9 protein-coding genes are annotated in these 13,333 nt (G+C 63.2%); all 9 read right to left on the bottom strand.

Annotation, left to right across the window (positions count from 1 at the left end):
- Entirely contained in the window at positions 1-762 is a 762-nt protein-coding gene (locus B7Y64_RS07725; RefSeq protein WP_236637053.1) for a peptidylprolyl isomerase, read from the bottom strand.
- 202 nt (positions 763-964) lie between these two features.
- Positions 965-1,699, bottom strand: coding sequence for a respiratory nitrate reductase subunit gamma (gene narI, locus B7Y64_RS07720; RefSeq protein WP_024813172.1), 735 nt, complete (start codon positions 1,697-1,699; stop codon positions 965-967).
- The gene (gene narJ, locus B7Y64_RS07715; RefSeq protein WP_291328623.1) at positions 1,696-2,397 is read right to left on the bottom strand and encodes a nitrate reductase molybdenum cofactor assembly chaperone; all 702 of its coding nucleotides are present in this window, start codon (positions 2,395-2,397) and stop codon (positions 1,696-1,698) included. Before narJ ends, narI begins: the two co-directional genes overlap by 4 nt.
- A 20-nt stretch (positions 2,398-2,417) precedes the next feature.
- Positions 2,418-3,941: a nitrate reductase subunit beta gene (gene narH, locus B7Y64_RS07710; RefSeq protein WP_291327093.1), complete on the bottom strand. Its 1,524-nt coding sequence runs from the start codon at positions 3,939-3,941 to the stop codon at positions 2,418-2,420.
- A gap of 20 nt (positions 3,942-3,961) precedes the next feature.
- Positions 3,962-7,762 (bottom strand): nitrate reductase subunit alpha, encoded by a 3,801-nt coding sequence (locus tag B7Y64_RS07705; RefSeq protein WP_291327095.1) that lies wholly within the window; start codon positions 7,760-7,762, stop codon positions 3,962-3,964.
- A gap of 34 nt (positions 7,763-7,796) precedes the next feature.
- A complete protein-coding gene (locus B7Y64_RS07700; RefSeq protein WP_291327097.1) occupies positions 7,797-9,209 on the bottom strand; it encodes a NarK family nitrate/nitrite MFS transporter in 1,413 nt (470 codons plus the stop codon).
- A 17-nt stretch (positions 9,210-9,226) separates the two neighbouring features.
- Positions 9,227-10,519, bottom strand: coding sequence for a nitrate/nitrite transporter (locus tag B7Y64_RS07695; RefSeq protein WP_291327099.1), 1,293 nt, complete (start codon positions 10,517-10,519; stop codon positions 9,227-9,229).
- A gap of 158 nt (positions 10,520-10,677) precedes the next feature.
- A complete protein-coding gene (locus B7Y64_RS07690) occupies positions 10,678-11,391 on the bottom strand; it encodes a response regulator (RefSeq protein WP_291328621.1) in 714 nt (237 codons plus the stop codon).
- A gap of 17 nt (positions 11,392-11,408) precedes the next feature.
- On the bottom strand, positions 11,409-13,316 hold the full coding sequence (locus tag B7Y64_RS07685) for a type IV pili methyl-accepting chemotaxis transducer N-terminal domain-containing protein (RefSeq protein WP_291326996.1): 1,908 nt from the start codon (positions 13,314-13,316) through the stop codon (positions 11,409-11,411).
- Positions 13,317-13,333: the final 17 nt, after the last annotated feature.

Below are 13,333 nucleotides of genomic sequence, written 5' to 3'. Positions count from 1 at the left end.
CTACTGAACCAGCGGCGAATCCGCCGCATCCAGCACCACGCCCTCCACCACGGCGGCGCCCGCCAGCAACTGAAGGTATTGCCGCAGGGCGTTGACCCAGGCCTGCTGGCGCAAGGTAAGACCAATCGCCTGCCGCACCTCTTCAAACGAAGGCTGCTGCCCCGCCTCGCGGGCTACCACTTCGACCACATGCAGGCCGAAACGGCTATGCACCAGCCGTGCGAGCACACCAATTTCGGCACTGCCGAACACTTCCCGGGCGAACTCGGGCGCGCAGTCGGCCCGGGTCAGCCAGCCCAGGTCGCCACCTTGTTGCCCGCTGGGGCAGTTGGACCATTGTTTGGCAGCCTCTGCAAAGCGCACGCCGCCGTCGTCTGCACAACGCAGGTCAATCAGCATTGCCTCTGCGCGTAGGCGCAGCTGTTTCACATCCACTCCGGGCGTCACGGCAAATAGCACATGCCGCAGCTGTGCACGCTCGCCATGGGCGTGCGCGGCAGGATGGGCCTCATGGTAGCGACGGCACGCCTCTTCGGAAGGCTCTGGAATGGGCAACTCCCGCTCCAGCAATTGCTCGATGGCGGCGGAAGCCGCAGCGCTGGTGGCACCGTCGGTACCCGGCATGTCATCTGACGACAGCAGGCCCGCTTGCTGGGCCGCCTGGCGCAACAGCTCTGTGCACGCACGCTGGCGCAGCGTTTCCTCGTCCAGCAGCTGCCCCACTTCATGCAAGGCAATGCCGTTGATGGCGGCCAAGGGCATCACCTGCGCCACGCCTGCCGGCGCCTGTGAAGACTGGGCCACGGGTGCCGCCTCCATGGCCGTTGCCAGGGCTTCGTACGCCACGGCCTGTTCGGCGGTGAGCGTGCTTGCGCCCGTTTCCTTTTCGTTTCCGGTGGAGGCGCAGCCGCAGCCTCCCGATCCACATCCATGGCTCATGTTGTGCTCCTTGACAGTGTGGACATCAGGCGCGGCGCTGGTCATTGGGCTGCATGTGGCCTTGCGGCAAATTCATGCGGCGCGCACGCACCAGCTGATAGGGGCGCAGCACATAGGCCAGCGTGCCAAAACCGCTCCACACATGCACCAGTCGAGTGAACGGGAAGATCAGAAAAATGCTCATGCCCAGCGCCATGTGGGCCTTGAAGATCCAGCCGGCGTCCGCCAGCAGCTCTACCCCACCCGTACGGAAGGTCACGATGCGTTGCGCCCACTCGGCCAGATTCATCATCATGGAACCATCCAGGTGCTGGGCCGACAACGGAATCGTGGCCAGCCCCAGAGCCAGCTGCAGCCACAGCAAAAGCAACAGCACGATGTCGCTCGTCTTCGAGGTGGCGCGGATGCGCGGGTCCGACAGACGGCGGTGCAGCAGGACAGAAACCCCCACAAACCCCAGCAGCCCGGCGATACCGCCCGACACCATGGCCATCACCTGCTTGTTGCCCGCGCTGATGAAGGCTTCATACATGAAGTGCGGCGTGAGCATGCCCACGGTGTGGCCGAAAAACAGGAACAGCACACCAATATGAAACAAGTTGCTGCCCCAGCGCAGACTGCCCGTGCGCAGCAGTTGGGACGAATCGCTTTTCCAGGTGTACTGGTCGCGGTCAAACCGCACCCAGCTGCCGATGAAAAAGACAGAAAGGCAAATATAGGGATAGATGCCGAACAACAGGGTATCAAGCCAGGCGGTCATACGGAGACTCCTTCTGGTGCCCGCTCGGGGCGGGGGGTACGAACAAAATGAACAGGCTGTGGCTGGTCAGGCTTGGCCTGGCCCTGGGTGCTGCAACCGCCAAACGCTTCGGGCTCTGCCCAGACCTCATCCATGGGCGGCTCGGGCGTGAGCGCCACCGACTGCACGCGCTGTCCCGACACTTCGAGCACGGCGGCAATCACGCTGGCATAAGGGCTGCTCCTGGCCACCAGCGCGCTGAAAAGTGCATTCAGGATGTGGGCCATTTCGCCCAGGAACTCCTTGGCCACTTCGGGCGGCTGGGTGGAGGCGAACTCCAGCACCACCGGCAGGTGGTCGGGCAGCTCGTCGGCCTGGAATTGCAGGCCGGCCTTTTCGTAGGTCTGCATCAGGTCGATGAGCGCCGGGCCGCGGTCGCGCGAGTCGCCGTGCACATGCTCGAACAGGTGCAGAGAGGTCTGGCGGCCCCGGTCGAAGTTGTCCACGTAGCGAGCTTCGGCTTCCAGCGGGTCGAGTGCTGCAAGGTGCTGGCACACGGCTTCGAGCTCGGCCATGCGTTCGGTGGTCAGGGCCTGCTCTACCTGCAGCGCGTCGATGAGCTGCGGCATCACGCTGCGCAGTTGCGCATCGGGGTAGCTCAGCAGGTAGCCCAGGGCGCGCAGGGTCAGGCGCACAGAGGTCGGGTTCTTCTTGAACATGGTGGTTCCTTCCGTGTCGCTCAAACAGTCGCTTTGATGGGAATGGTCCGCGGCTTCTTGCCACCGAACATGCTGACCTCGCTGGCGCCGTCCGAGCAGCCGTTTCCAAACGAGAAGCCGCAGCCGCCCCGGATGTCAAACGCGTTCTCAGCGTACTCGCGGTGGGCCGACGGAATCACGAAGCGGTCTTCGTAGTTGGCGATGGCCATCACCTGGTACATCTCCTCGACCTCGGCCAGCGACAGGCCTGCCTGCTTGAGCACAGACAGGTTCTGGCGCTGCTCCACATGCTTGTCGCGCTGGTAGGTACGCATGGCCAGCATGCGCTCCAGTGCCCGCACCACAGGGCCGGTGTCACCGGCGGTAAGCAGGTTGGCAAGGTACTGCACCGGAATGCGCAGTTGCGACACGTCGGGGATGTCGCCATTGACCCCTACATGGCCCGCGTTGGCGGCAGCCGTGATGGGCGACAGTGGCGGCACATACCAGACCATGGGCAGCGTGCGGTATTCGGGGTGCAGCGGCAGGGCCACCTTCCATTGCACCGCCATCTTGTAGACAGGGCTGTTGCGGGCGGCTTCCATCCAGCTGTCAGAAATACCGTCGATGCGTGCCTGGCGGATCACATCGGGGTCGTTCGGGTCCAGGAAGATGTCGAGCTGCGCCTGGTACAGGTCGCGGTCGCGCTCCACGCTGGCGGCTTCCTGGATGCGGTCTGCGTCATACAGCAGCACACCGAGATACCGGATGCGGCCCACGCAGGTTTCGGAGCACACCGTGGGCTGGCCGGCTTCGATGCGCGGGTAGCAGAAGATGCACTTCTCGGCTTTGCCCGACTGCCAGTTGTAGTAGATCTTCTTGTAGGGGCAGCCCGAGACGCACATGCGCCAGCCACGGCACTTGTCCTGGTCGATCAGCACGATGCCGTCTTCCTCGCGCTTGTAGATCGAGCCGCTGGGGCACGATGCCACGCACGCCGGGTTCAGACAGTGCTCGCACAGGCGCGGCAAATACATCATGAAGGTGTTTTCGAACTGGCCGTAGATGTCTTTTTGCACATCGTCGAAGTTCTTGTCCTTGCTGCGCTTGCTGAACTCGCCGCCCAGGATTTCTTCCCAGTTCGGGCCCCATTCGATCTTCTCCATGCGCTTGCCGGTGATCAGGCTGCGCGGACGGGCCGTGGGCGCAGCCTTGCTCTCGGGCGCCGACTGAAGGTGGTCGTAGTCGAACGTGAAGGGCTCGTAATAGTCGTCGATCTGCGGCAGGTTGGGGTTGGCGAAGATGCGCATGAGCAGCTTCCACTTGCCGCCCTGGCGGGGAGCGATGGAGCCGTCCGGGTTGCGTACCCAGCCGCCGTTCCATTTATCCTGGTTTTCCCATTCCTTGGGATAGCCAATGCCGGGCTTGGTTTCAACGTTGTTGAACCAGGCGTACTCCACCCCGGGGCGGCTGGTCCAGACGTTTTTGCAGGTGACCGAACAGGTGTGGCAACCAATGCACTTGTCCAGGTTCAGCACCATGCCGATTTGTGCGCGAATTTTCATCGTTTTTCTCCTTGCGGGGCTCAGGCGTGTGCGCCGGTGTCAGACACTTCGTCGTCCAGCCAGTCCACGCGGTCCATCTTGCGCACCAGCACAAACTCATCGCGGTTGGTGCCAATGGTTCCGTAGTAGTTGAAGCCGTAGCTGTATTGCGCGTAGCCGCCAATCATGTGGGTGGGCTTGAGCACAATGCGCGTAACCGAGTTGTGGATGCCGCCGCGGGTACCCGTGATCTCGGAGCCGGGGGTGTTGATGATCTTCTCTTGCGAGTGGTACATCATCACCATGCCGGGGTTCACACGCTGGCTCACCACCGCACGGGCTGCAATGGCGCCGTTGGCGTTGAACAGTTCGACCCAGTCGTTATCCACAATGCCAGCGCTGGCCGCGTCGTCTTCGCTCAGCCACACCACCGAACCGCCCCGATTGAGCGTGAGCATCATCAGGTTGTCGCTGTACGTGCTGTGGATGCCCCACTTCTGGTGCGGCGTGATGAAGTTGAGCGCGATCTCGCGGTTGCCGTTGGGCTTCTTGCCTTCGACTTCGTGCAGCGCTTTCAGGTGCACCGGCGGGCGATAGCTCACAAAACCTTCGCCAAAGTCGCGCATCCACGGATGGTCCTGGTAGAACTGCTGGCGGCCCGTGAGGGTGCGCCATGGGATGTATTCGTGCACATTGGTGTAGCCCGCGTTGTAGCTGACCTTTTCGCTTTCCAGGCCTGACCAGGTGGGCGAACTGATGATCTTGCGCGGCTGCGCCTGGATGTCGCGGAAGCGGATCTTCTCGTCCTCGCGGTGCAGCGCCAGGTGCACGTGGTCGCGCCCGGTCTGCTTGCCCAGGGCCTCCCAGGCCTTGCAGGCCACATGGCCGTTGGTTTCGGGAGCCAGCATCAGCACCACTTCGGTGGCGTCAATATCGCTCACGATGCGGGGCATGCCCTGCGTCACGCCCTCTTCCTTCACACGGCCGTTCAGGTCGCCAAGCTGGCCGACTTCGGTTTGCGTGTTCCAGCCAATGCCCTTGCCACCGTTGCCGGCCTTGTCCATCAATGGGCCCAGGGCTGTGAAGCGTTTGTACAGGTTGGGGTAGTCGCGCTCGACCACCGTGACCTGCGGTGCCGTCTTGCCGGGGATGAGCTCGCACTCGCCCTTCTTCCAGTCGCGCACGCCATAGGGCTGGGCCATTTCGCCGGCCGTGTCGTGCATGATGGGGGTGAGCACCACGTCTTTTTCGACGCCCAGGTGGCCCACACTCACTTCGCTCACCGCCTTGGCAAAACCCTTGTAGATCTCCCAGTCGCTCTTGGCCTGCCAGGCAGGGTCCACCGCTGTGGACAGCGGGTGAATGAAGGGGTGCATGTCGCTGGTGTTGAGGTCGTTCTTCTCATACCAGGTGGCCGTGGGCAGCACGATGTCGGAGTAAAGGCAGGTCGTGCTCATGCGGAAGTCCAGCGTGACCAGCAGGTCCAGCTTGCCTTCGGGCGCATTGGCATGCCACTGCACTTCTTCGGGCTTGGCTTCGTCGCGGCCCAGGTCCTTGCCCTGCACGCCGTGCGTGGTTCCCAGCAGGTGCTTGAGGAAATACTCATGCCCCTTGCCCGAGGAGCCCAGGATGTTGGAGCGCCACACGAACATGTTGCGCGGCCAGTTGTCGGGATGGTCCGGGTCCTCGCAGCTCATTTGCAGGCTGCCGTCCTTGAGCGACTGCACCACATAGTCCTTGGCGTCCATGCCCTTAGCCGCAGCGTCCTTGGCCACCTGCAGCGGGCTGGTTTTGAGCTGGGGCGCCGAAGGCAGCCAGCCCATGCGCTCGGCGCGCACGTTGTAATCAATCATCGAGCCGCTGTAGGACTTCTTGTCCGCCAGGGGCGAGAGGATCTCTTCCATGCCCAGCTTTTCGTAGCGCCACTGGTCGGTGTGGGCATAGAAGAAGCTGGTGCTATTCATCTGGCGCGGTGGGCGAATCCAGTCGAGCGCAAAGGCCAGCGCCGTCCAGCCCGTCTGGGGGCGCAGTTTTTCCTGGCCCACATAGTGCGCCCAGCCGCCGCCGCTTTGGCCAATACAACCGCACAGCATCAGCATGTTCATGATGCCGCGGTAGTTCATGTCGCAGTGGTACCAGTGGTTCATGGCCGCACCGATGATCACCATGGACTTGCCATGCGTCTTGTCGGCGTTGTCGGCAAACTGCCGCGCCACGGCAATGATCTGCTCGCGCGGCACACCGGTGATGGATTCTTGCCATGCGGGGGTGTAAGGGCGGTCAGCGTCGTAGCTGCCGCCGGGTTCTTCACCAGGCAGGCCGCGGTCGATGCCGTAATTGCCGGCCAGCAGGTCGAACACGGTGGCCACCATCACGCGGCCCTGGGCTTCGTGTCCGGCCAGTTCCAGGTGACTCACCGGCACGCGGCGCACCATCACATCGCCACCTTGCTCGTTGGCCGTGAAGTTAGGCGTCTGCACACCGCCAAAGTACGGGAAGGCCACGTCAGCCACGTCGTAGGCCTGCTCGCCATCTTCGATCACCGAGAGCTTGAGCTTGACAGTGTTGCCGGTGCGCGCTTCCTTGTTCTCCAGGTTCCACAGGCCCTCGTCGGCGCGGCCATCAGCGCCCCAGCGGAAACCGATGGAGCCATTGGGCAGCGTGACCTGGCCCAGTTCGTCGTAGCCCACGGTCTTCCAGTCGGGGTTGTTGGACTGGTCGAGCTGGCCGGGAAAGTCGCTGGCGCGCACATAGCGGTCGGGCACCATCACCGTGCGACCATCGGGCAGCGTCTTTTCCTTGAGCACCACCAAGAGCGGCAGGTCGGTGTAGCGGCGTGCGTAGTCGTCAAAGTAGGTGCTGCGGCCCTTGCCGCCGTCCTTGAAGTAGAACTCCTTGAGGATCACATGGCCCATGGCCATGGCCACGGCGGCATCGGTGCCCTGCTTGGGGTGCATCCACAGATCACCGAGCTTGGCCACCTCAGAGTAATCGGGCGTGATGGACACGACCTTGGTGCCCTTGTAGCGCACTTCGGTCAAGAAGTGCGCATCGGGCGTGCGTGTCTGGGGCACGTTGGAGCCCCAGGCAATGATGAAGCTGCTGTTGTACCAGTCGGCCGATTCGGGCACGTCGGTCTGCTCACCCCAGACTTGCGGGCTGGACGGGGGCAGATCGCAATACCAGTCGTAAAAGCTCATGCAGACGCCGCCAATCAGGCTGAGGTAGCGGCTGCCGGCGGCGTAGCTGATCATGCTCATCGCCGGAATGGGCGAGAAACCGATGATGCGGTCAGGGCCATGCTTCTTGATCGTGTAGACGTTGGCCGCCGCGATCATCTGGTTGACCTCATCCCAGGTGCTGCGCACAAAGCCACCCAGGCCGCGCTGCTTTTGCCACTCGCGTTTGGCCGATTCGTTTTCAACGATGTTCGCCCAGGCATCCACCGGGCTCTTGGCCAGCAGGAGGGCGGCGCGCCAGTGCTTGAGCAGGCGGCCGCGCACCATGGGGTACTTCACACGGTTGGCGCTGTACAGGTACCAGCTGTAGCTGGCGCCGCGCGCGCAGCCACGGGGTTCGTGGTTGGGAAGATCGGGGCGGGTGCGGGGGTAGTCGGTCTGCTGGGTTTCCCAGGTGACGATACCGCCCTTGACGTAAATCTTCCACGAGCACGAACCCGTGCAGTTCACGCCGTGGGTGCTGCGCACGATCTTGTCGTGCGCCCAGCGGTCGCGGTAGGCGTCTTCCCAGGTGCGGTCTTCACCGTTGGTTTGGCCGTGGCCCTGCGCAAAGGTCTCGCGCGGTTGCGAAAAGTACGTAAGACGATCGAGGAAATGGCTCATCGGGGGCTCCTTTTTCTATCGGTTCGGTGGGCGGTCAGCAAGGCATCTCGGCATGCTTGCGGGCGTAGTACCACCAGGTGATCACAATGCAGATGACATAGAAGGCAACGAAGGCCCACAACGCTGCTTCGGGACCACCCGTCAGCGCAATGGAGCTGCCGTAGCTCTTGGGGATGAAGAAGCCACCGTAGGCGGCCATGGCGGCCGTGAACCCCAGGGTGGCGGCACCCAGGGTGTTGCCCTCCTTGTTGGCCTGGGCAACGGCGGCGGCATTGTTGCGGTCCACGCCCTGCATCGCTTCGGCCAGAAAAATCACCGGAATCATGCGGAAGGTGGAGCCGTTGCCGATCCCCGTGGTCAGGAACAGCACCAGGAAGCACACAAAGAAGCCTGCAAACTGACCTTCATTTCCCGCCGAGGGCAGGAAGAACGTGACACCCACCACGGCCAGCGCCATGACGATGAAGTTCCACAGCGTGACGCGCGCGCCACCCAGCTTGTCTGCCAGCCAGCCGCCAAAAGGCCGCACCACAGCACCGACCAGCGGCCCCAGCCAAGCATAGGCCAGCGGATTGATGCTGGGGAACTGGCTCTTGATCAACAAGGGGAACCCGGCGGCATAGCCAATGAACGAGCCGAACGTGCCGAGGTACAGCACGCACATCAGCCAGTTGTGCTTGCGCCGGAAAATGGCGGCCTGCGTGGCAAACGACGCCTTGGCGTCGGCAATGTCGTTCATGCCAAACCATGCGGCCAGCGAAGCCAGCGCGATCCATGGCACCCAGATGAAGGCGGCGTTCTGTGTCCACACCTGCACGGTCTGGCCGTTCTTCACGATCGTCTGAGCATCGCCACCAAAAATGCCGAAGATGCCTGCCGTGACCACCAGCGGGCTCAAAAACTGCACCACCGACACGCCCAGGTTGCCCAGGCCCGCATTCACCCCCAAGGCCGAGCCCTTGCGTTCTTTCGGAAAGAAGAAGCTGATGTTGGCCATGCTGGAGCTGAAATTGCCACCGCCCAGGCCACACAGCAGCGCCAGCACCAGCATCGTCGGATAGCTGGTGGTGTTGTCCTGCACCGCGTAGCCAATGCCAATGGCGGGGATGAGCAAGGTAGCAGTGGATATCGATGTCCAGCGACGGCCACCGACCAGCGGCACCATGAACGAGTAAAAGATGCGCAACGTGGCGCCGCTGAGCGCAGGCGCCGCGGCAAGCCAGAACAGCTGGTTGGTGGAATATTTGAAACCCAGTCCCGGCAGACTCACGGCCACAACGCTCCAGACTTGCCAGATGGCGAAGGCCAGAAACAATGCAGGCACCGAGATCCACAGGTTGAGCTTGGCGACGGCTTCGCCCTCCCGCTCCCAGAACGATTTGTCCTCGGGGGCCCAGATGGTGAGCAGACGCCCCTGGCGGCCGCTGCTGTGTTGGTTGGCAGACATGGTGATACCTTAAAAATTTAGCGGACGGCTTGCTGCGCCGAAGCACTTGCCGGGTCCATCACATCGGTGCGGCGCACTTCGGTGAAGTACATCCAGATCAGCGAAACCCAGACCACGCCATACATCAGCATGAAGGCGCTGGAACGAACGCCAGTGAAGTCCATCAGGGCGCCAAACATGATGGGCAGCACGAAGCCACCAAGACCACCCGCCAGGCCCACGATGCCGCTGATGGCGCCAATGTTTTTTGGATAGTCATCGCTGATGTACTTGAAGACACTGGCCTTGCCGAAGGCAAAAGCCACGCCCAGCACCCCCATCAGCGCGGTGAAGGCATAGACGTTCAAACCGATGTGAAACGTGGTGGGGCCATTGACCGTGAGGATGGTGAAATCGGTCTGCGGATAGCTCAGCAGGAACAGGCAGATCCAGCTCACCCACATCACCCACCAGGTGACGCTGTGGGCGCCATACTTGTCACTGAGCACGCCGCCAATGGCGCGCAGCACACCGCCGGGCAACGAGAAGCAGGCCGCCAGCAGCGCCGCCACACGGATGTCCAGACCGTACTCGCCCACGTAGTACTGCACCATCCACAGCGACAGGGCCACGTAACCACCAAACACAATGCTGTAGTACTGGCAGTACTTGATGACCTTGGGGTCCTTGAGCGCCTTGAGCTGGTCGGTGAACTTGACGTTACTGGGCACCAGATGGGCCGGGTCGCTGTAGCTGAACAGCCAGAACAGCACCAGGGTACCCAGCATGATGGCTGCGTACACCTGCGGCACCATGGCCCAGCCAAAAGCCACTAATAGAACCGGCGCCACGAATTTGTTCACGGCAGCGCCCGAATTGCCCGCGCCGTACACCCCCATCGCCATGCCCTGCCGGTTCTTGGGGAACCAGCGCGCCACATAAGGCGTGCCCACCGAGAACGAACCACCCGCCAGCCCGACAAACAGGCCAATCGTGAGGAAGTGCCAATACTCGGTGGCATAGCTCATGAGCCAGATCGCCGGCACGGTGAGTGCCATCAGCACGGTCATGACGATCCGGCCGCCAAATTTGTCGGTCCAGATGCCCAGTGGCACGCGCACCAGCGAGCCGGTGAGCACCGGCATGGCCGTGAGCAGGCCGAATTGCGTGGAGCTCAGGTTGAGCATCTTCTTGATCGGGATGCCGATCACCCCGAACATCATCCACACCATGAAGCAGACGGTGAAGGCCAAGGTGCTTACCAAAAGCACAGACCAAGCCTGCCGGGTGCGTTGCGGACTTTCGCCCGCCGAAAGCGATGCGTTTGCCATGGACATTCCCTCTTGTTCCTGTATGGCATGCATCGTCCCGCGAAGGCAGGGTTTTGCCTATCCCTCTTCAGGATGTGTCAGCAGGGCAAAAAGGACGAGGGGATTGCAGCACCATAGTTCGAAAGAACTACGAGGGAGTAGAAAACAGAGGGTGCGGCCTACCGCTGGCGATCCGAGGCGTACACGGCGGCCTGCACGCGCGAGCTCAGGCCCAGCTTGCGCAGGATGTGCTGCACATGGATCTTCACCGTGGTCTCGGCAATGTCCAGTGCCCTCGCGATCTCCTTGTTGCTGGAGCCCCGGGCAATCTCGCGCAGCACGTCTTCCTCGCGCGGCGACAGCGGCGTGCTCGACCCTGCCGCGCCGGGGGCCGTCTCCGATTGCGCCTTGCCTGGCAGAGGCGACTCCAGGGCGTCCACCTCCGGCACCCCCTGCGACTGGAAGGCGGCCACCAGCTTGCCCATCAACTCTGGGCTGACCACGGGTTCTCCGGCAGCAGCGCGGCGAATGGCCTGCGCCAGCAAATCCCCGTCGATGGTCTTGAGCAGATAGCCCTGTGCGCCATTGCGCAGCGCCATTGACAGATCCTGCGCGTCTTCGCTCAAGGTCAGCATGAGTACGCGCGAGGCTGGGGACACTTCACGCAAGCCCCGAATAGCGTCCACCCCCGTCACACCGGGCAAATGGTTGTCGAGCAGGATCACATCCGGGCGCAGTGCGGGTGCCAGACGCATCGCCTGCGCGGCATCGCCCGCCTCGCCCACCACCTTCAGACCGGGGTCCTGTCCCAGCAAGGCCACCAGGCCACGGCGAAACAGGTTGTGATCATCCACGACAAGCAACGTCACAGGCGGCAAATCAGGCATAGGCATCAATGGACTCAATCGACTCAATGGGCAATGGCGGGCACAGGCATTTCTCGGGGTTCCTGCGCGGCGGACAAGGTGGGAAGCTCGATGCACACGCGCACGCCCGCACCCGGTGTCGACTCGACCTGCACCATCGCGCCGATGCGGTGTGCGCGTTCGCGCATGATGCCCAGGCCGACGTGCACAGAGTCGGGCGGCACCGCCCCCACATCAAAACCGACGCCATTGTCCTGCACCTCGAAGCGCCAGCGGGGATGCCGATAAACGCGCAGCTCCACCCGGGTCGCCCCCGAATGCTTGCGCACGTTCGACAAGGCCTCCTGCACCATGTGCAGAACCTGGATCTGCACATCGGGTGCCAGCGGCAGGCCATGTCCTGCCATGGTGAGCGTGGCGGCGATCCCGGTCTGGTGCTCGAACTTGGACAAGGTGGCACGCAGGGCCGCCTCGATGTCTTCTTCGCTGGTGCGCGTGCGAAAGTGCACCAGCAGTTCGCGCACATCCGAATAGCACTCCCGCACGCCCACATCGAGCTCGCCCATGCTGCGGTCGCGCGCCACAAGGTCGCCCTTGGCCACAGCATCGCGCAGCAGCTGCGTCTGGATCTTCAGGAAAGCCAGCGACTGCGCAATCGAGTCATGCAGCTCGCGCGCCAGCAGGCTGCGCTCTTCCGATACGGCGGCCTCGCGCTCCAGGGCGTTGGCGCGCAGGCCCTCCATGGCGCTGGCAAGGTGGCGCGTCATGGCTTCCAGAAGATCGCGCACCTCGTCGGTCAGCTCCACCGGAGAGCGAAAAAACAGGTTGACCTCGCCGAGCAACCGCTGCTGCATCTGCACCGGCACAGCCACCATGGTCTGGAAACCGGCGTCGCGGCAGTGCGGAAACGCGAGCGTGGTGGCCGCCATGATCGGGATGACCCGGGTGCGTGCATGGCTTTGCGGCTGGCCGCACATACAAGCGCCCGTGTGCAGGCAATGCTCCTCCTCGGTCATGATGCGCGGCATGCCGTCGCCGGCCAGGAGCACGTAGCGTTCATTGGCCTCGTCCGACCAGCGCACCGCGGCCGCATCAGCACCCGCCACCCTGCGGATCTGCTGCACAAAGCCCTGCGCCAGCGCCTCCAGCCCGGTTGCCGTGGAGGCCAGCGCGCTGACCTCGTAAAGCGCCGCCAGGCGCTGGTTCTGCACGGCAATGCTGGCGGTCTTCTCGCGCACCTTTTGCTCCAGGCCTTCGTGCGAGACCTGCAGCGACTGGGCCATCTGGTTGAACCCCGCGGCGAGCTGGCCAAATTCGTCATCGGTCTCTACCGGCAACCTCGTCCCCCACTCGCCCTGGCGCAACCGCGCCAGCGCCTGCTGCAGTTGCGACACCGGATTGAGCACCAGCAGATAGCTCACCGCCATGAAGGTGACCGCAGCGGCAATGGCCACCGCCATCATGACGAGCTGAAAGAGATGCAGCACGGCGGTCCAGCCCGCAATCTGGATTTCGATGGCCTCGACAAAGCCGTCCACTTTCTGCACAAAGCTGTCGGCCTGGGCCAGTGAGCGGGCTCGGTCTGGCGGCAAGCCAATGGCCCATTCCTTGCGTATGCCTCCCCAGGTGGCGCGGATTTCCTCGAAGCGCACCCGCGTGTCTGCCCCCCAGGGCACAAACAGGGGGCGCGAGGGATCGCCCGTGCGCAGCAACTCCAGGCTGGCGTCAAACTGCCGCGCGTGCATCTGCACATCCTCAGGCGACTCGGTCTGCTGCACCAGCACCATGCGCAGCATGTTCATGCGCAGGCGCCCGGCTTCGTTGACGGCGGCAGCCCCGCCCTCGAGCTGCCAGGCCACCCACAGCGTCAACCCGATGGAAGCCATGGCCACCAGCAGGAACCCTCCGCCCATGGCCAGCAGCTTGAAGGTCAGCGGGGACTTGGTGCGCATGGGCGCAGTGTAGGAAG

Source organism: Acidovorax sp. 35-64-16, assembly GCF_002281195.1.
GTDB lineage: Bacteria > Pseudomonadota > Gammaproteobacteria > Burkholderiales > Burkholderiaceae_C > Acidovorax > Acidovorax defluvii.
The sequence above is the reverse complement of the archived record's forward strand: the minus strand, read 5'-3'. Positions and strand labels throughout refer to the sequence as shown.

Excerpts from the sequence above, each read along its gene's own strand:
- B7Y64_RS07700 (WP_291327097.1), bottom strand. The coding sequence starts at position 9,209 with ATGTCTGCCAACCAACACAGCAGCGGCCGCCAGGGGCGTCTGCTCACC.
- B7Y64_RS07725 (WP_236637053.1), bottom strand. The coding sequence starts at position 762 with ATGCCCTTGGCCGCCATCAACGGCATTGCCTTGCATGAAGTGGGGCAG.
- narJ (WP_291328623.1), bottom strand. The coding sequence starts at position 2,397 with ATGTTCAAGAAGAACCCGACCTCTGTGCGCCTGACCCTGCGCGCCCTG.
- B7Y64_RS07690 (WP_291328621.1), bottom strand. The coding sequence starts at position 11,391 with ATGCCTATGCCTGATTTGCCGCCTGTGACGTTGCTTGTCGTGGATGAT.
- B7Y64_RS07685 (WP_291326996.1), bottom strand. The coding sequence starts at position 13,316 with ATGCGCACCAAGTCCCCGCTGACCTTCAAGCTGCTGGCCATGGGCGGA.
- B7Y64_RS07705 (WP_291327095.1), bottom strand. The coding sequence starts at position 7,762 with ATGAGCCATTTCCTCGATCGTCTTACGTACTTTTCGCAACCGCGCGAG.
- B7Y64_RS07695 (WP_291327099.1), bottom strand. The coding sequence starts at position 10,519 with ATGGCAAACGCATCGCTTTCGGCGGGCGAAAGTCCGCAACGCACCCGG.
- narI (WP_024813172.1), bottom strand. The coding sequence starts at position 1,699 with ATGACCGCCTGGCTTGATACCCTGTTGTTCGGCATCTATCCCTATATT.
- narH (WP_291327093.1), bottom strand. The coding sequence starts at position 3,941 with ATGAAAATTCGCGCACAAATCGGCATGGTGCTGAACCTGGACAAGTGC.